Below are 18,900 nucleotides of genomic sequence, written 5' to 3' on the forward strand. Positions count from 1 at the left end.
GAAGTAATGGATATAATGGAAACGGAGTTGACAGTAGAGGAAATCAGAGAACAACTGGAAATGACACAGAAGGGTGCTGTGAAAAACAATCGGCATAACTGTAAGCTAATTTTAGAACATGATCCTCTGTTAAAAGGTGTATTCCGGCACAATATTTTGACTGAGCAGACAGACATTGTAAAACCCGTGTGGTGGGAACGGATAAGCCCGGCATTCACAGATATGGATTTGAACTATATTATGCTTTATTTGGAAGAGACTTACGGTTTGACGATGGATAAGATTGTGCAGAAAAGTATTGTCCATCAGGCAGATCGGAACAAATATCATCCTGTCCGGAATTATCTGAATAGTTTGCAATGGGATGGACAGGAGCGTATCCGCTATGTGCTGCATCATTTCTTGGGCGCACCTGTGGATGAGTTGACGTATGAAAGTATGAAAATGTTTTTGCTGGGAGCTATTGCCCGTGCGTTCCGCCCTGGAATTAAGTTTGAATATATGCTCTGTCTGGTCGGTGGTCAGGGCGTAGGAAAATCTACATTTTTTCGATTCATGGCAGTAAAGGATGATTGGTTCACCGATGACATCGGCAAACTGGATTCGGAAAAAGTTTATTGTCAGCTTCGTGGTCATTGGATGATTGAAATGTCTGAAATGGTCGCAACGGCACGCTCTAAGAGTATTGAGGAAACAAAGAGCTTTCTGAGCAGGCAGAAAGAGACTTATCGGGATTCTTATGCAGTATATGCTCTTGATCGTCCGAGGCAATGTGTATTTGGAGGAACATCCAATATAAAGCGATTCCTGCCTTTTGACCGTACCGGAAATCGAAGATTCGTTCCAGTTCAGACGAACCGGGCAGAGATGGAGGTTCATATCCTCGAAAATGAGAAGGAATCCAGACAGTATATTGATCAGGTGTGGGCGGAAGCAATGATGTTGTACCGTAATGGGAATTTTAAATTGGCGTTTTCAAAGGAAACAGAAGCACAGCTTGATAAATTGCGGCAGGAGTTCATGGCAGATGATACGGAAGCAGGAATGATACAGGTATGGCTGGATGAACATGAAGACAGGAAAGTTTGTTCGTTGATGCTTTTTAAGGAAGCACTGGATAATCCTTATATAAAGCCGAAGAAGGCGGAGACAGACCGTATCTGTGAAATCATGAATACAAGTATTGTGGGATGGAAACAGGGGACGATGACAAGATTCAAGGACTACGGTACACAGCGTTCGTGGGTATGTGTAAACGAGACGCAAAAGACTTAAAAAATGAAAATGACTGGCATTCGATTACTGAGAAGGAAGCCCGGCAGGTGGAGTTACCTTTCCGGTAAAATGCCAGTCAGGTTTACGGTAGTTGGCGTGTTGTTTACACTTTTTTCTATGGATATTGCTTTGACTTGTAGAATTTGTAAACAGTAAACAGATATATAAGAGTAATTTGGTATTGAGGAAAGAAAACTGAAAAAACAAAAAGAATTAGATTTTTTGGAGTTTGTTTACAGCGGTGGTTTACAACAGGGATGCCCCTTTGACTGGCATCTATTTAAGTTGAACAGGAATGACATTTAGCAGGACTATTTCAAAGAACATTTTCATAGTTATGGACAAGGATATACGGGAGGAGGTGGGAATTCCGCTATGAAAAAGAGAAAACTTAATTATCGATTCCATAATCCAAACACTGCGGAAGTAACCGCCGACTATCTGTTAAAGATATTGATTGAAGCAAATGCAAGTAAGGTGGAACAGGCAATACAAGAAGCAGCGGATGAGCTTCCCAATGAACCAAAACATGATGGAGGGTGTCCTGCGTAGCGCGTGGGATGCCTTTTATTTTTTTGCTATTGCTTGTGTTCTGTCTGAAAATCAGTTAAAATTAGTTCTAGAAAGTCATAGATTAGTCATAGAATTTAGTCATAGAAAATTTTGAAAGGCGGAAGAATATGATATATACGGATAGCCAATTAAAAGAAAAGATTGTTCGCATGATAGAATCTTTTGAAAATGAAGTTGTAGAATTTAAAGAAGCACGCACAAATTATTCGTTTAATGACATTGGTAAATATTTTTCTGCACTTAGCAATGAAGCAAATCTTCGGGGATTACAGGAGGCGTGGCTGATTTTCGGAATTTCGGATGATAAACGATATGTAGGAACGGAATTTCGGAAACAGGGAAGTCTGCAAAGTTTGAAAAAGGAAATCGTAAATGGAACCAATGAACGATTGACATTTCTGGAGATATACGAACTGACAATGGAAAAATGTCGAGTGATAGCATTTCAAATTCCTCCAGCTATTAGGGGGATTCCGACAACATGGCAAGGGGCAGCGTATGCCAGAGAGCATGAATCTATATCACCGCTTCCGATGAATAAAGTAGATCTACTTAGAAGTCAAATAGGAATGGATTGGTCAAAAGAAATTGTAGAAGATGCAACGATAGAAGACTTGGATGAAGAAGCGATTAAAAGAGCAAGAGAACTTTTCTCAAAACGTCAGAGTGATCGAAAAAAAGCACAGGAAGTTTTAAAGAAACTGTCTGATATTGAGGTTTTAAATAAAGCTGGTATTACAATAAAAGGAAAAATCACCAGAACGGCATTATTGTTATTAGGAAAAAGTGAGGCTAAATATTTCTTTGATGGCTTTATTCCTAGAATTACCTGGACACTTTATAATGCAGATAATTCGGTAAAAGCTTATGAACATTTTGATATACCGATGTTAATGGCAGTGGATAAGGTATATTCCAGGATCAGAAATGTAAAGTATCGTTATATTGCCGGACAGCAGACTTTGTTTCCGGATGAAGTAGATCAATATGAACCAGAGCTGATCAAAGAGATTATTAATAACTGTATTGCTCATCAGGACTATCGCTTGCGTGGAAAAATCAACGTAGAGGAATTTGAGGACAGACTGGTATTTATCAATGAGGGGGCTTTTATACCAGAAACTATTGAACAAGCACTGGAACCGGGATATAAACCACCGTATTATCGAAATGTGTTTTTGTGTAACGCAATGGTAAATCTGTATATGATTGATACAAATTCAATGGGAATACCAATGATGTATCAGATACAGCGTGATAAATGCTTCCCATTGCCGACATATGATTTGAACACAATTAATAGAGTTACAGTGACTGTGTACGGAAAGATATTGGATAAGAATTATACTCAGCTTTTATATTCCAATGAAGATTTAGATATGAGAACTGTATTTTTGTTGGATAAAGTTCAGAAACAGGAAGTAGTTTCTAAAGAAAGCTTTAAGGATTTGAAGAAAAAAGGTCTTGTGGAAGGACGTTATCCTAATGTTTTTGTATCTTTCAAGGTGGCAGATATTGTCGGACAGAAAGCTGCTTATGTTCGAAATAAAGGGTTAGATGATGATATTTGCAAGCAGTTAATTATAAAAGCACTTCAGTCAATGGGAGAAGCCAGCAAAAGAGATTTAATGGAAGTACTGGAAAAAGCATTGCCAGAAGTACTTAGCGATGAACAGAAATCGAAGAAGGTTTCTAATTTGTTACAGGCAATGAAAAAGGATGGAATTGTTGTTACAACAGGAACTAATAGGTATGCAAAGTGGTACTTGATAAAAAATGATTGATTTACAAAAATGCGAGGGGGATGAAAAATGAAATATATTACACAAGATTGGACATCTACTAAGGATGGATATTTATTTTTTGTTCAAAGACTACAAGAAATGTTGTTTCATTATTCAGATGATATTGTTAAAGCGCCTGTTCATAATACACAAACATTATTAGAAGAATATGTTGATACTGAAAAAGATGTGGTGAAAGGGAGTATTAAGCAATATCAATTAGATATAATTGCAAAAGAGATTAAGTCGAGTTTAATGACAGACGTTATTGTTCGAGAGTTGTATAAATATGAAGTTATTGAAGAGATGGCAAAATTTTTAGATAAAGATCAAAGAACAGCGGTACATTATATATTCAATAAGATACCAAAGAAAAAGTACTATGAAATATGTTGTAAATACTTGAAAGAAAATTTGTCGGAATCAAACCGTAAAACAGAAATTGAAAAAGGACTTCGTGCTTGGCTTGCTTTTTTGCTATGGCATGGATATTCATCGGAATATATATATAGATTCCTGAGAAATATATTTGAGGAAAGTATAAATGATCCAGAAAAAAAAGCACAGATTTTTTTGAATAGGTTTGATTTTGAAATTGGTAAATACAAAGTGTACTTTGTTTTTTATGAAAAATTAAAGCCATATCAAAAGTTGTTAAATGAAAGATTGCATATTTCGTTTGAAGATGATGGTTGCTTTAAACAGATTAAAAGAAAGCAAAAGTCCTTTATAGGGGTTATGGAAACAAAGGCATATGATAATTATTCAGCAATGAAACGAGCGTATTCTGCATTAGAAATTTTTTTGAGATATTTAGAAGTTTTTTTGAATGATAATATCAGTGTAATAGGTAAAAACGGATTGGTAATTCGACAAGATACCCAAGAGGGAATAATTCTTCCCGTAAAAGCGTTTGGGTATAAAAGTATCAAGCCTGAGCCACGAGAAAATTTTAAAACTGAAATAGATACAATTGTTTTGGGATGCCAAGAAAAAGGAAAGGAAACTTATTCTCAGCTTAATAAGATTGTTGATTTGCATAATGCGGCATTAAATCAACAAGACTTAAATGATGCATTTCTTAATTTGTGGTCAGCGTTGGAGGTTGCAAGTGTTACAGATAGTTCAAAATCCAAAATTGAAAGCGTTACTGATAATATAGTTTCCATTCTACAAAATGACTATTTCGAATGCATATTTTCTAATATACTTGACGATTTGAAAAATAATTTAGGTAATCGAAAAGTAAGTTTGTTGCTTAAAGATATAACAGAATTCGATAAAGAGATTTGTAAAATCGCAGGCTTTATATTTCTTGAAAAATATGAGAAATATCGAGAAGATTATTTTGCGAATGAGCTTAAGTATTATCCCAATATACGTTATAAAATATATAACTTATATGAGCAAAGAGAAAATCGCGAAAAATTATGGCATCTTTCCGAAAAGTATTGTCAAAGAATTGAATGGCATCTTTATCGCTTATATAGGCTTAGAAATGCTATTGTTCATGCAGGGGAAAGCCATAAACGAATACAAATGTTAGGAGAACATTTGCATATCTATGTGGATCGTGTAATTCTTGAGTTGATGGTTAAATTAGCAAAAGATAAATGCCTTGGGACGATACAAGATGTTTTTACAGATACATATTTGTTATTGAATAAAAAGAAAAAAAAATTTAAAAGAACCAGGTAATGTTGATGAACAATCCATTATGCTATTGTTAGAAAATTTTTTTATCGAAGAGTAATGCATATAAGGAATATTCTGAAGAAAGGGTATTCCTTATTTTGCTATTTACAATTATATTTTAGATGGTACAATAAAGTTGTAACAGAACGACTTAAATATAACAGAAAGGTATTAGATATGAATATAGCTGCTTATTGTCGTGTCTCCACTGATAAAGCTGATCAGCTCAACAGTCTGGAAGCTCAAAAGCAATTTTTCTCTGAGTACACCCAGCGTACTGGTGACAACTTAGTTAGATTATATGCAGATGAGGGTATTTCAGGCACGAAAATAAAAAATCGAAAAGAATTTTTACGCATGATGGCTGATGCTGAACATGGACTATTTGATATGGTAGTAGTAAAGGACATCTCTCGCTTTGCCAGAAATACTGTAGACCTTCTGCAGAATGTCCGCAAACTGAAAGCATTAGGAATCGAGACACAGTTTTTGACGGCCAACATGACCAGCATGGGAAACAGTGAATTTGTTCTGACAATCTTCGGTGCATTGGCGCAGGAAGAAAGTGCCAATACTTCAAAGCGTGTGAAATTCGGCAAGAAAATGAATGCTGAAAAAGGACGAGTTCCGAATATTGTGTACGGATATGATAAAACCATTGGAGATTACTTTAATTTGGCAATCAACGAGGAAGAAGCAGCTGTTATCAGGCAGATTTATAAATGGTATATCGAAGAAGGATATGGTGCCGCCAAGATTGCAAACATGCTGAATGCGAAAGGCATCCGAACAAAGCGTAATTGTCAGTGGAGCCAGAATGCGACGTGCCGGATTTTAACGAATGAACTTTATACCGGAAAAATTATCAATGGAAAGCAGGAAGTAACTGACTTCCTGACCGGACAGAGAACGGAAAAAGATGAAACGGAGTGGATGGTAACAGAACGTCCGGAACTGCGGATTATTGAGCCGGAAATGTATGAAAAGGCACAGGAGATTTTGGAGTGCAGAAGCAAGACTTTTAAATTAACAAAGGAACGGCAGAGCAATAAGTATTTGTTTTCTACTCTGATTAAATGTAAGGAATGTGGCTGGTCATTTCGACGAACTGTTCGTACTTATAAGAATACTTATATTCGCTGGGTATGTTCCGGTCATAATGGACGTGGGGCGGATAGCTGCCCGAATGCTCAGACAGTGGACGAGGAAGAGTTGATTGAAGTTCTGTCCGAATACTTTTCCGAGCTGCTGAAAGCAAAGAAAAATGTAATTCGTCACGTAACAGGCGAATTCCAGAGGGTTTACAAAGCCAAGGATGAGAACCTGAATTACGAAAAGGAATTGAACGCACAGCTTCACAAGCTTCAAAAAATGCGTCAGAAATACATGGATATGTACACCGATGACCTCATTACACGTGAGGAACTGAATGAAAAAATCGGCGGCACAAAACAGGAAATCGAGCGTCTGGAGAATGAGTTGAAAATGGTTGCTTATCACCTGACAAAAGGTGAACAACTGGAAACAATCTTGAATCGCACGTTTAAAGAGATTGAAGATATTTCCGATGTTCACCAGATGACCAATGCACAGCTTAAACGGATTATCCAGAAAATTGAAGTAGACAAGGATGGTAACGTAGATATTTACTTACGAATCTTCGGTGATTTAGGCTTAGATGAAACCGTTCTAATTAGTGACAACCAAACATAAGGATTGCGTAGAACGCCTGAAGCTTATTAACCCGTCTCTTGCCGGGGAAGTGCGAAAGGTGTTGGATGTGAACAAGCAGGAGCGGCACATCCGTGGCGGACTTGCCACACGGGAAAAATATCTGCATGCACATATACGATGAGAAAAAACGAATAGAACCGATGTGGTAAAAAGCTTACTCAGTTGTTAAATATCCGGCAGATACAATATTAAGAAGTTCTATATTATAAAGATTAAATATTAATTTTACAAATGATTATGGTCATGCTATTATATGACCATAATAGTTCTTGACCTGTACCAGCCACCTACGGATATGTGAATATCCGAATATCATACAGGTGCGGAACTAAAAAACTCATCACATAAAATTAATAATTACACCCATGAAGGATTTTGTGGATCAGCGTACATGAGATCCTTCGGAAAGAAGCTGTTATGTCAGTGGAGTTTTCTGTGTCTCCGATGATGTAGCAGCTTTTTTCTTTGAGATAACAGTGGAGATTTAAGCTTTTTTCAGAAAAGAATTCGCAGTATTTTCACAAACACATGATACATTGTAGAAGGTGCTATAATCGACAGAAAAGTTTTTGACATAAGAGGAAATACAATGAGATCAATAAAGAAACGAAATATTGTAAACAACGATAAAAAAGGAAACCCGGGCTGGGTTTATATCCTTGCGTTCCTTTTTCCTGTAATCATATTTGTAACAGGTTTTGCACTGAAGGGAGTTTATCCATTTGGGGAAAATTCAGCACTTGTGGTGGACGGCGTTCATCAGTACACTGCCTTTTACAAAGAGCTTGCAAGCCAGTTGAAAAAAGGTCTGGACTGGACGTACTCCACACATGCGATGGGATACAATTTTTACGGTCTGTTCTGCTATTATCTGTGCAGTCCGTTCAGCCTTCTTGTGCTGCTGCTTATGAAATTTATGTATGTCAATGAGGCAGTGACCGTTACAATCCTGATCAAGGTGGGACTTTGCAGCGTGTCCATGGCATGGTATTCGGGGAAAAAATATCCAGGCAGAGGGGGCATGGCAGTTTCTCTTGGCTGTATGTATGGCCTGTCCAATTTTATGCTGGGATATTACAGCAATGTAATGTGGCTGGATTGTATTATGCTGCTCCCGGTCCTGGCGTATCTGATCGAACAGATGGTATGCACCGGAAAATGGAAATTCTATTGCATGATCCTGGGATACTGCATTCTGACAAGCTATTATATGGGATTCATGCTGTGTACATTTGCGGGACTTTATTACATAGCGAATCTTATCACAGCAGAACATCGTGCAGAAAAAATCCACTGCTCGCTGCTGAAATTCACAGGTGCCTCTGTGATGGGTGCAGGTCTTGCGGGGATCACATTGATTCCCGGAATTACTGCTGTTTCACGAACCGTGGCAGCAGCAGAAGCAGGAACCGGACTGAGCGGTGTGTACGGCAATATATGGAAGCAGTTAAGTGCTTTTATGGAAGATTCCATGTCCTTTGTGAAATCAGGAGAACAGGGGGATGTGAATCTTTACTGCGGATGTGCAGTGCTGCTCCTGGCAGGAATATATTTTTTTAACCGGGAAATCCGTGTTGTGGAAAAAATCGTTATGGGTATTTTGAGTGTGTTATATTTCGCGGGATTTCATGTGACAGTGCTGAACCTGCTTTTTCATGGACTGCATAAGCCGGTGGGAATTCCCAACCGTTTTGCGTTTATTCTGATATTTCTGATTCTTAGGATTGGATGCGATGCCTGGGGAAAAGCTGCCGATGCAAGTCGAAGGGGAATTCTGGCAGGTTTTGCGGCAGCGGAAATATTCTGCACAGTGATTGGCATTAAGTCCGGGAAGACCTGGGAAATTGTGATTACGGATGTAGTAATCGCGTTGCTGTTCTGTCCGGTGTGGATGGAGCACTGGATTTGTGGAAAAATGCTGAAAAAACGACTCGCGGGTGTGGAAAGCCGAAAGCTCGTGAGCCTGATGCTGATGATGCTGATTCTGGCAGAAACAGGAATTCACGGAATTGTAAGTATTACAGATAATGGAACTGCAAGCAGGGATATTTATGTGGAAAGCGAGCAGGAAACTAAAGAACTGCTGAGTTCAGCAGGGTCTGACCAGAATGAATATCGTGCAGTGATCGTGAATCCCCTTGTGCGAAATGAAGAGCTTTTGTATCAGCTGAATGGAGTTTCCATGTATTCCTCAACTAATACAGAAGAAATGTGGAATTTTGTAAACAATATGGGATTTGAAAATCTGGAAAATCGTTTTCAGTATGCTGGAGCTACAGAGGTTATGGATATGCTTCTTGGCGTGAAGTATCTGCTTTGCAGGAATACCCGGACGCTTAACACTTCCTATGAGAAAATTGGTGAAAGCCTGTCTTTTGATCTTTACGAGAATCCACGGGCTCTGCAAACAGGGTACATGGTCGATGCTTCTGCGATGGATTATGTGCTGGAAGGGAATATTTTGAACAATCCTATGGAGATGCAGAACCGGCTATTGCGGGGAATTGCAGGAACAAGGTTGTATAAGCTGAAAAATATAAGCTCAGAAACAACTCTGACAGGAATGTCAGCATTTAACATCCGGCTGAAAAAAGGCGAGCATGGTTATCTTTACATTCCGGGAACGGAACCGGATACTGTGACGATCAACGGGCAGGAACAGAAATCGGATTACTGGAATAATAATTTCCTGGATCTTGGGACATACGATACGGAAACGATCGTGCACGTAACGGCAGGATCCGGAGTACATGAAGCTGTTCTGGGAACATACCAGGAAACCGAGCTGGATAAGATCTACGAAAAACTTTCTGCAGAACAGGCAGATCTTACATCTGGAACAAGCAGTATATCTGTAAATCAGGATGGTATGTTTATGATCAGCTGTTTTTATGATCCGGATGTGAGAATCTATGTGGATGGAAAAGAAGCCGTAACACAGAGTCTGCAGGGTTTGACCGAAGTAAAGCTTTCAGCGGGAACGCATACTGTAGAGATGAAATATGAGACGCCGGGACTTAAAGTGGGAGCAGTTCTTTCTATATTAATATTGATAATGATGGGAATTTCAAATTTGTGGTGGATGAGGAAGAAAAGAAGTGCTATACTTTCGGACAGGAGCGGAGGCCATAACTGAATATTTGACCAGACAGAGCACGAAGTGGATGATTTTTATCCGCCGGAACCGGACCGACTATGCGGAAGTGGGACGGACGTGCAGGGACAGAGAGAAAATCTGTCAGACAGAAAGGGAAGATCATGGAAAAACTGTGGAAGAGACTGGAGACACAGATGATACAGTCTTATGAAAGTATGGTAAAAGAGAACTCCGATATGACGGTGTGGAATCAGGCATTTGATACCATGGCTGAAATTGTGGAAAACGGCCGTGATGAAGATCAGGATTTTGCGCCGGAGCTTTTTGTTCTGGATAAGAGCAGAGACTTTATGTTTAATCTTAAGGTGTGGCTGAACGATTACATGGAAATGCTGGAACAGGAAGAAGAGCAGGAACAGCTGGAAAAGGTCTGCAGAAAGCTTCTGGAGCTTTTTGCATGGAAAAAAGAGTCGCCGTCTGAGATACGGTTCCGTCTGGCATCCTCCATGCTGTCACTGGATAAAAAAGAAGAAGCCGGAGTTTTCTGTGAGAAATGGTATGGACAGGATAAAGATGATCCAGTAGCGGCTACGGCGCTGATCTATGCGAGAATTGCAGATGGAAAACTGAAGGACGCACAGAAAATCGTGGACCGCTGGCTTAAGAAAGACGAAGGATATACAGAAGAGAATGCAGAGCTTCTTGGGGCTGCGTCTTTTCTGCAGACAGTATCCGGAAATGTATTTGCGTGATATGTTTTGCCAGGAGTGTTGACTGAGGGGCAGAAATCGCGCAGGCGGAGATTGGGGAGTGGGTAAGATATACAGACAGGTACGGTAATGCGATCTACGTCATGAACTACAAAAAGATCACCCCGGAAAAAATGGCAGAGATCGAGAATGCGATGGATAAGCTGGCATAGAAGATCCGGAAGAATTATGGACATGTAAAGCCCGGATTGAAGACGAAAGCGTTTTTTTATCTGATGAGGGGGCTTATGAAGGATGGATGGAATGAGGTGGATGCCCGTTACTGGAAGCAATTTGGCTGGAACGGGAAGGCACGGCCGTGGAAGTAAAATATGAATTTTCGACCGGTTGTAACATTCATGAATAAATTCCGGTAAAACCCCTGTAAAATCAGCAAAAATTCTTTGTAAAATACCTTGACAAGCCGTATATTTACGGTCTATAATGAGCAAGCGTGCGAAAGAAACGTTATATTTTCGCATGCCGTAATTTGTAAATAGCAACCGCAAGGCCCCATGGGAAAGCCCATGGAGAAATAAATCGGGAGGTGAAATGGAATGCCAACATTCAACCAGTTAGTAAGAAAGGGCCGTCAGACAGCTGTTAAAAAATCTACAGCACCGGCTCTGCAGAAAACATACAACTCTTTAAGAAAGAAAGCAGTTGATCAGGCTGCTCCACAGAAACGTGGTGTTTGTACTGCTGTTAAAACAGCTACTCCTAAAAAGCCTAACTCAGCTCTTAGAAAGATCGCCAGAGTTCGTCTTTCCAACGGTATCGAGGTAACAAGTTATATTCCAGGAGAGGGTCACAACCTTCAGGAGCATAGCGTTGTTCTTATCCGTGGAGGAAGAGTTAAGGACTTACCTGGTACAAGATACCACATCATCAGAGGTACTCTTGATACCGCAGGTGTCGCTAACAGAAAACAGGCTCGTTCCAAATACGGAGCTAAGAGACCTAAAGTTAAAAAATAATTTTTGTAGATCAGAAATCTACGCCGTTTCCTGATTGCAGATAATCAGGAGGATTACAAAGATATTATTCATCTAATGTATTACAGCGGAAGACTATAAGGATTTGTACGGTATTCCATATACCCTGTCGGTTGCGGGTTAAATATAGGACCTTACCAGTGCGAACATGCAATAGTTTTACTGCGTGAGTACCGATGATATAATCAATATGATTAAGGAGGGAAGTAACGTGCCACGTAAAGGACATACTCAGAAAAGAGACGTTCTGGCTGACCCGATGTACAACAACAAAGTGGTTACCAAACTTATCAATAACATCATGTTAGATGGTAAGAAAGGTGTTGCTCAGAAGATTGTATACGGCGCATTTGCCAGAGTAGAGGAAAAAGCTGGTAAACCAGCAATTGAAGTATTTGAAGAGGCTATGAACAACATCATGCCAGTTCTCGAGGTAAAAGCAAGACGTATCGGTGGTGCTACTTATCAGGTTCCGATCGAGGTAAGAGCAGACAGACGTCAGGCACTTGCTCTTCGTTGGCTTACAATGTTCTCACGTAAGAGAGGCGAGAAGACAATGGAAGAAAGACTGGCTAATGAGCTTCTGGACGCAATGAACAACACAGGTGCATCCGTTAAGAGAAAAGAAGACATGCACAAGATGGCTGAGGCAAATAAAGCATTTGCTCACTATCGCTTCTAATTCGAGGAGGAAAATTCATTGGCTGGAAAAGAAGGAAGAGAATATCCATTAGAGAGAACCAGAAATATCGGTATCATGGCGCATATCGATGCTGGTAAAACAACTCTTACAGAGCGTATTCTTTATTATACAGGAGTTAACTACAAGATCGGTGATACTCATGAAGGTACAGCGACAATGGACTGGATGGAGCAGGAGCAGGAGCGTGGTATCACAATCACATCCGCTGCTACCACATGTCACTGGACTCTTGAGGAGAACTGCAAGCCAAAGCCAGGTGCTCTTGAGCATCGTATCAACATCATTGATACACCAGGACATGTAGACTTCACTGTTGAGGTTGAGCGTTCCCTTCGTGTGCTTGATGGTGCTGTCGGCGTTTTCTGTGCTAAGGGTGGTGTTGAGCCGCAGTCAGAGAACGTATGGCGTCAGGCTGATACCTACAATGTACCTCGTATGGCATTCATCAACAAGATGGATATCCTTGGTGCAAACTTCTACGGTGCAGTAGAGCAGATCAAGACTCGTCTTGGTAAAAACGCTATCTGCCTTCAGCTTCCGATCGGAAAAGAGGATGACTTCAAAGGAATCATCGATCTTTTCGAGATGAAAGCATACATCTACAATGATGAGAAGGGTGATGACATCTCTATTACTGATATCCCGGAGGATATGCAGGAAGATGCAGAGCTTTATCATACAGAGCTGATCGAGAAGATCTGCGAGCTGGATGATGACCTCATGATGGAGTATCTTGAGGGAGATGAGCCTTCTGTTGACAGACTGAAAGCTGTCCTCAGAAAAGCTACATGTGAGTGTACAGCAGTACCTGTTTGCTGCGGTTCCGCTTACAGAAACAAAGGTGTTCAGAAACTTCTGGATGCAATCCTTGAGTACATGCCGGCTCCTACAGATATCCCGGCTATCAAGGGTGTTGACCTTGACGGCAACGAAGTTGAGAGACATTCATCTGATGATGAGCCATTCTCCGCTCTTGCATTCAAGATCATGACTGACCCATTTGTAGGAAAACTTGCTTATTTCCGTGTTTATTCAGGAACAATGAACTCCGGTTCTTATGTACTGAATGCCACAAAAGATAAAAAAGAGCGTGTTGGACGTATCCTTCAGATGCACGCTAACAAACGTATGGAGCTGGATAAGGTTTACTCCGGTGATATCGCTGCAGCAATCGGATTCAAATTCACTACAACAGGTGATACAATCTGTGACGAGCAGCATCCGGTAATCCTTGAGTCCATGGAGTTCCCGGAGCCAGTTATCGAGCTCGCTATCGAGCCTAAGACAAAAGCTGGACAGGGCAAACTTGGTGAGGCACTTGCTAAGCTTGCTGAGGAGGATCCGACATTCCGTGCTCATACAGATCAGGAAACAGGACAGACCATTATCGCTGGTATGGGTGAGCTTCACCTGGATATCATCGTTGACCGTCTTCTTCGTGAGTTCAAGGTTGAGGCTAACGTAGGTGCACCTCAGGTTGCTTACAAAGAGACAATCACCAAACCTGTTGATGTAGACAGCAAGTATGCTAAACAGTCTGGTGGTCGTGGACAGTATGGTCACTGTAAAGTTAAATTCGAGCCTATGGATGCCAACGGAGAAGAGCTGTACAAGTTCGAGTCCACAGTTGTTGGTGGTGCTATTCCGAAGGAGTACATCCCGGCAGTTGGCGAAGGTATCGAGGAAGCTATGAAAGCTGGTATCCTTGGAGGATTCCCGGTAGTTGGTGTACATGCTAATGTATACGACGGTTCTTACCATGAAGTCGATTCTTCTGAGATGGCATTCCACATTGCAGGTTCTCTTGCATTCAAGGATGCTATGCAGAAAGCAGCTCCGGTTCTTCTTGAGCCAATCATGAAGGTCGAAGTTACTACACCAGAGGATTACATGGGTGACGTTATCGGTGATATCAACTCCCGTCGTGGACGCATCGAGGGTATGGAAGATATCGGTGGCGGTAAGATGATCCGTGGATATGTTCCGCTTTCCGAGATGTTCGGATATGCTACAGACCTTCGTTCCAGAACACAGGGACGTGGTAACTACTCTATGTTCTTTGAGAAATATGAGCAGGTTCCGAAGTCTGTACAGGAGAAGATCCTTTCTAAGAAGGACTGATCCACTATAAATAAATAAAATGCTTGCAAATAACCTTGGTTTGCAATATAATCAAGGTTAGCAAGTTTAAATCTGAAAAAATGCTCTGATTACAGAGTCAAGTTTTTTAAGGAGGACATTTTAAAATGGCAAAGGCTAAGTTTGAGAGAACAAAACCGCATTGTAACATTGGTACCATTGGACACGTTGACCATGGTAAAACAACTTTAACAGCTGCAATCACAAAAGTTCTGGCTGAGAGAGTTGCTGGAAACGTAGTAGAAAACTTTGAAGATATCGATAAAGCTCCAGAAGAAAGAGAGCGTGGTATCACAATTTCTACAGCTCACGTTGAGTATCAGACAGAGAAGAGACATTATGCACATGTTGACTGCCCAGGACATGCTGACTACGTTAAGAACATGATCACAGGTGCAGCTCAGATGGATGGTGCTATCCTTGTTGTAGCAGCTACAGATGGTGTTATGGCTCAGACAAAAGAGCACGTTCTTCTTGCTCGTCAGGTAGGTGTTCCTTACATCGTTGTATTCATGAACAAATGTGATATGGTAGACGATGAGGAGCTTCTTGAGCTCGTAGAGATGGAGATCCGTGAACTTCTTTCCGAGTATGACTTCCCAGGAGATGATATCCCGGTAATCAAAGGTTCTGCTCTTAAAGCTCTTGAAGACCCGAACGGTGAGTGGGGCGACAAGATCATGGAGCTTATGGATGCTGTTGACAGCTACATTCCAGACCCACAGCGTGACACAGATAAACCGTTCGTTATGCCTGTAGAGGATGTATTCTCTATCACAGGACGTGGTACAGTTGCAACTGGTAGAGTTGAGGCTGGTGTTCTTCACGTATCTGATGAGGTTGAGATCGTTGGTATCAAAGAGGAGACTCGTAAAGTTGTTGTAACTGGTATCGAGATGTTCCGTAAACTTCTTGATGAGGCTCAGGCTGGTGATAACATCGGAGCACTTCTTCGTGGTGTTCAGAGAAACGAGATCGAGCGTGGACAGGTTCTTGCTAAACCGGGAACACTTACATGCCATACAAAATTCACAGCTCAGGTTTACGTTCTGACTAAAGATGAGGGTGGCCGTCATACACCATTCTTCAACAACTATCGTCCGCAGTTCTACTTCAGAACAACAGACGTAACAGGTGTTTGCAACCTTCCAGAGGGAACAGAGATGTGCATGCCTGGAGATAACATCGAGATGACAATCGAGCTGATTCATCCGATCGCTATGAGCCAGGGTCTTACATTCGCTATCCGTGAAGGTGGACGTACTGTAGGATCAGGACGTGTTGCTACAATCATCGAGTAATACAATCTGAATATAGATTTGTTATCGTAAGATAACGTTGTGTCCAAACGTAAGATACCCGTAGAACTTCGGTTCTACGGGTTTTTCTGTTGCCTGGAAATGTACAAAAGAGTGGAAAAGAATAACGAACAGTATAGAAAAACGGTTGCCTGGAGAGAGTCCTGACAACCGTTTGTGATAACAGAATGATAACAAAATCCTGAAAGCAGATTGACAAATTTGAAATCAATGCTATACTACCACTATAACAAAGTTAGCAATAGGCTCTGGTTCGATTCCAGATATCGCCACCATATTAGGAATTCTTTTGAGTTCTATGATTTCGGGAATAGTATATGACATCGAAAAGTGCATTTACAAGAAAGGAATTGATATTATGAAAAAAGAAATCTTATTAGTAGGTCTGGGTATTTGCGGCGATATGGTGTAATGGTAGCATGGAATGATAAGCAATTCCCCCAGACCACCAAAAATAAAGAGCTCTTCGTGAGCTCTTTTTCTTATGCACAAAATTAAGTCAGATCATATGTCTTGATGTCATTGCCTTCAGTGCCCTTCTTAATGATAGTATGGCAACCTATCGTAGTTCCCATAGCGCGCAGTTTCCATTCTTCCTGGGTAGCATTCAGCTTATCCAGTTCTTCTTGTCTTTTATCTTTATCTTCAATAGCTAATATTTCAGCTTTTTCCTTTTCATAGACATTTTTAAATTGACACCATTTCCTGAAAAAGTCCTGCATTGTAGGATTATCGAATGTCAGCGCAACCTTCTGATCAGGTGTTTCAGCAAGTGAGAGGTTCACTGAATCATCAATAGAAAACAACAGAGAGAGTACATCTCCGACTGTTTCAATATTAAAATCCAGAAAAACACTTACATTTAATCCCAGTGCAGTTGCTATCTTTTCTAACTGATCTGGTTTTGGATTCCGGATTCCCAGTTCATATTTTCTGATCGTTCCTACGTTAATGCCGGACAGCTCGGCTAATTGTATCTGACTGTATCCTCTGAATTCCCGGAATGCCCGGATTTTCTTACCTACCATAATGTGCTGCCTCCTTAATAATATTTGTGCTTCTATTCTAGCACAAAAGTGAATGATACAAAAGAGTGAGATTTAACAAATTGCCGATACGCAAGCAATAGGTATGGAATGGAAAAAATAAATTCGCAAATGTTTATTGACAAATTCACAAAAGTGAATTATTATAAGAGAACAACAAAAGAGTCACAAAAGTGACTGGAAAGGAGGACGATATGAGAACTAATTATATGATGACCGTTGATGATGTCATGGAAGAATTAGGTGTGAAACGCAGTAAAGCTTATTCTATTCTGAAACAGCTCAATGATGAACTGGTAAAGGAAGGATATGTGGCAGTTCGTGGAAAGATTCCACGTCCCTACTGGGAAACAAAATTTTACGGATGCACTCAGAGAGCAGTGTGAAGGAGGTTTTTAGATGTCAGCTTACAAGGACAAAACACAGGGAACCTGGTATGTGAGCTTCCGCTATATTGACTGGACAGGTAAGAAAACGCAGAAGCTGAAAAGAGGGTTCAAGACAAAGAAAGAAGCATTGAATTATGAAAAGGAATTCATAAGAAAGACTGCGGCGGATATGAAAATGGAGATGAACAGTTTTATTCAAGTCTATTTTGAAGATAAAAAGAATGAACTGAAAGAAAATTCAATTCGTAATAAGCAGCACATGATGAACAAGCACATTGTTCCATATTTTGGAACAAGAAAAATGAATGAAATTACACCAGCAGAGATTATCCAGTGGCAGAATGCCATTCAGGAAAAAGGATACAGCAAGACTTATGAGCGTATGATCCAGAATCAGTTAAATGCACTGTTTAATCATGCACAGAAAATTTACAATCTGAAGGAAAATCCATGTAAGAAAGTAAAAAAGATGGGGAAATCGGATGCAAATAAGCTGGAGTTCTGGACGAAAGCAGAATATGACAGATTTATCGCCGGGATTGAGCCGGGGAGTGAAGATTATCTGATATTTGAAATTCTGTTCTGGACAGGAATTAGGGAAGGAGAGCTTCTAGCATTGAGTCTTTCGGATTTTGATATGAGTGAAAATCTCCTGCATATCAATAAGACCTATAACCGGATCAAGAAAAGAGATGTGATTGATACTCCAAAAACAGAAAATTCGGTCCGTACTATTGATATTCCTAATTTTCTTAAGGAAGAGGTACAGGAGTATGCAAAGAAGCATTATGGATTTCCGGAAGATCAGCGGTTGTTCCCGATTGTGGCGAGAACATTGCAGAAACGTCTTAAGAAATATGAAGCACTGACTGGTGTAAAACCAATCAGAGTGCACGATATCCGTCACAGCCATGTGGCATATCTGATCTACCAGGGCGTAGAACCACTGATTATCAAGGAAAGGCTGGGGCACAAAGACATTCAGATGACATTGAACACTTATGGGCATCTGTACCCGTCACAGCAGAAAAAAGTTGCTGAGATGCTGGACAATAAACGTTAATACGGAGGAAAAGAAGCAAATGAAAACAAAGAAAGTAGTCGGAAAAATATTTGATGCAATTAACTACAGTAAGAAGCTGAAAATAAGTTCCATTTTACCGGATCGGGATTCAGATTATGTGATTCTTCTTGAATTAGAGGACGGAAGCAAATTTGAAATCATTATTATTCCTACAAGGAGATTTGTGTAAGGAGCAAAAGCTATGACTACTGACAGACAAAAAGAAAAAGCCCAGATAAAATATCTGAGCAAGTTCTCTGATAATCAGATTCACTGATATACCATCTTGGCAGATTAAGTATATCACGAATTGAAAGATACAACAATTCCCGAATATCT

14 protein-coding genes and 2 pseudogenes are annotated in these 18,900 nt (G+C 40.4%); 15 read left to right on the forward strand and 1 reads right to left on the reverse strand.

Annotation, left to right across the window (positions count from 1 at the left end):
- Positions 1 to 15 precede the first annotated feature (15 nt).
- The 12 genes and pseudogenes from WMO28_RS02700 (at position 16) to tuf (ending at position 16,045) form a co-directional block, all read left to right on the forward strand.
- Positions 16 to 1,343 (forward strand): annotated as a pseudogene (locus WMO28_RS02700) (virulence-associated E family protein).
- Positions 1,344 to 1,650: 307 nt separating this feature from the next.
- Complete coding sequence (locus WMO28_RS02705; protein ID WP_171030313.1) at positions 1,651 to 1,827, forward strand: hypothetical protein; 177 nt, start codon at positions 1,651 to 1,653, stop codon at positions 1,825 to 1,827.
- 128 nt (positions 1,828 to 1,955) lie between these two features.
- Positions 1,956 to 3,632: a DUF8451 domain-containing protein gene (locus tag WMO28_RS02710; RefSeq protein WP_117593511.1), complete on the forward strand. Its 1,677-nt coding sequence runs from the start codon at positions 1,956 to 1,958 to the stop codon at positions 3,630 to 3,632.
- Positions 3,633 to 3,659: 27 nt separating this feature from the next.
- The gene (locus tag WMO28_RS02715; protein WP_349055984.1) at positions 3,660 to 5,330 is read left to right on the forward strand and encodes a hypothetical protein; all 1,671 of its coding nucleotides are present in this window, start codon (positions 3,660 to 3,662) and stop codon (positions 5,328 to 5,330) included.
- A gap of 174 nt (positions 5,331 to 5,504) precedes the next feature.
- Complete coding sequence (locus WMO28_RS02720; protein ID WP_117593509.1) at positions 5,505 to 7,040, forward strand: recombinase family protein; 1,536 nt, start codon at positions 5,505 to 5,507, stop codon at positions 7,038 to 7,040.
- Positions 7,027 to 7,182: pseudogene (locus tag WMO28_RS02725) on the forward strand (sporulation transcriptional regulator SpoIIID); the annotation flags it as partial. The gene WMO28_RS02720 and the pseudogene WMO28_RS02725, both read left to right, overlap by 14 nt.
- Before the next feature lie 468 nt (positions 7,183 to 7,650).
- Positions 7,651 to 10,197 carry a YfhO family protein gene (locus WMO28_RS02730; protein WP_349055985.1) on the forward strand — a complete coding sequence of 849 codons (2,547 nt, stop codon included), beginning with the start codon at positions 7,651 to 7,653 and terminating at the stop codon, positions 10,195 to 10,197.
- Between the two features lie 122 nt (positions 10,198 to 10,319).
- Positions 10,320 to 10,910, forward strand: a complete 591-nt coding sequence (locus tag WMO28_RS02735) for a hypothetical protein (RefSeq protein WP_349055987.1) — start codon at positions 10,320 to 10,322, stop codon at positions 10,908 to 10,910.
- A 554-nt stretch (positions 10,911 to 11,464) separates the two neighbouring features.
- Positions 11,465 to 11,884, forward strand: coding sequence for a 30S ribosomal protein S12 (gene rpsL, locus WMO28_RS02740; RefSeq protein ID WP_015526360.1), 420 nt, complete (start codon positions 11,465 to 11,467; stop codon positions 11,882 to 11,884).
- A gap of 229 nt (positions 11,885 to 12,113) precedes the next feature.
- Positions 12,114 to 12,584, forward strand: coding sequence for a 30S ribosomal protein S7 (rpsG, locus tag WMO28_RS02745; RefSeq protein ID WP_207660371.1), 471 nt, complete (start codon positions 12,114 to 12,116; stop codon positions 12,582 to 12,584).
- A gap of 18 nt (positions 12,585 to 12,602) precedes the next feature.
- Positions 12,603 to 14,726: an elongation factor G gene (fusA, locus tag WMO28_RS02750; protein ID WP_256442543.1), complete on the forward strand. Its 2,124-nt coding sequence runs from the start codon at positions 12,603 to 12,605 to the stop codon at positions 14,724 to 14,726.
- Between the two features lie 125 nt (positions 14,727 to 14,851).
- Positions 14,852 to 16,045 (forward strand): elongation factor Tu, encoded by a 1,194-nt coding sequence (tuf, locus tag WMO28_RS02755; RefSeq protein ID WP_008705156.1) that lies wholly within the window; start codon positions 14,852 to 14,854, stop codon positions 16,043 to 16,045.
- A 512-nt stretch (positions 16,046 to 16,557) separates the two neighbouring features.
- Here tuf and WMO28_RS02760 read toward each other — a convergent pair.
- Complete coding sequence (locus WMO28_RS02760) at positions 16,558 to 17,091, reverse strand: helix-turn-helix domain-containing protein (RefSeq protein WP_349055988.1); 534 nt, start codon at positions 17,089 to 17,091, stop codon at positions 16,558 to 16,560.
- A 212-nt stretch (positions 17,092 to 17,303) separates the two neighbouring features.
- Here WMO28_RS02760 and WMO28_RS02765 point away from each other — a divergent pair, with 212 nt between their 5' ends.
- From WMO28_RS02765 to WMO28_RS02775, 3 genes are read left to right on the forward strand one after another with little or no spacing between them, the layout of a single operon-like run.
- Positions 17,304 to 17,495 (forward strand): helix-turn-helix domain-containing protein, encoded by a 192-nt coding sequence (locus WMO28_RS02765; RefSeq protein ID WP_072446991.1) that lies wholly within the window; start codon positions 17,304 to 17,306, stop codon positions 17,493 to 17,495.
- A gap of 13 nt (positions 17,496 to 17,508) precedes the next feature.
- Positions 17,509 to 18,561, forward strand: coding sequence for a tyrosine-type recombinase/integrase (locus WMO28_RS02770; RefSeq protein ID WP_195565942.1), 1,053 nt, complete (start codon positions 17,509 to 17,511; stop codon positions 18,559 to 18,561).
- Positions 18,562 to 18,580: 19 nt separating this feature from the next.
- Entirely contained in the window at positions 18,581 to 18,751 is a 171-nt protein-coding gene (locus WMO28_RS02775) for a hypothetical protein (RefSeq protein WP_009243121.1), read from the forward strand.
- Positions 18,752 to 18,900: the final 149 nt, after the last annotated feature.

The sequence above is a fragment of the Blautia aquisgranensis genome, assembly GCF_040096615.1.
Classification (GTDB): domain Bacteria; phylum Bacillota; class Clostridia; order Lachnospirales; family Lachnospiraceae; genus Blautia_A; species Blautia_A aquisgranensis.

Coding starts and splice junctions, on each gene's coding strand:
- WMO28_RS02730 (WP_349055985.1), top strand. CDS start 7,651: ATGAGATCAATAAAGAAACGAAATATTGTAAACAACGATAAAAAAGGA.
- tuf (WP_008705156.1), top strand. CDS start 14,852: ATGGCAAAGGCTAAGTTTGAGAGAACAAAACCGCATTGTAACATTGGT.
- rpsL (WP_015526360.1), top strand. CDS start 11,465: ATGCCAACATTCAACCAGTTAGTAAGAAAGGGCCGTCAGACAGCTGTT.
- WMO28_RS02710 (WP_117593511.1), top strand. CDS start 1,956: ATGATATATACGGATAGCCAATTAAAAGAAAAGATTGTTCGCATGATA.
- WMO28_RS02765 (WP_072446991.1), top strand. CDS start 17,304: ATGAGAACTAATTATATGATGACCGTTGATGATGTCATGGAAGAATTA.
- WMO28_RS02705 (WP_171030313.1), top strand. CDS start 1,651: ATGAAAAAGAGAAAACTTAATTATCGATTCCATAATCCAAACACTGCG.
- WMO28_RS02715 (WP_349055984.1), top strand. CDS start 3,660: ATGAAATATATTACACAAGATTGGACATCTACTAAGGATGGATATTTA.
- WMO28_RS02775 (WP_009243121.1), top strand. CDS start 18,581: ATGAAAACAAAGAAAGTAGTCGGAAAAATATTTGATGCAATTAACTAC.
- WMO28_RS02720 (WP_117593509.1), top strand. CDS start 5,505: ATGAATATAGCTGCTTATTGTCGTGTCTCCACTGATAAAGCTGATCAG.
- WMO28_RS02735 (WP_349055987.1), top strand. CDS start 10,320: ATGGAAAAACTGTGGAAGAGACTGGAGACACAGATGATACAGTCTTAT.
- WMO28_RS02770 (WP_195565942.1), top strand. CDS start 17,509: ATGTCAGCTTACAAGGACAAAACACAGGGAACCTGGTATGTGAGCTTC.
- WMO28_RS02760 (WP_349055988.1), bottom strand. CDS start 17,091: ATGGTAGGTAAGAAAATCCGGGCATTCCGGGAATTCAGAGGATACAGT.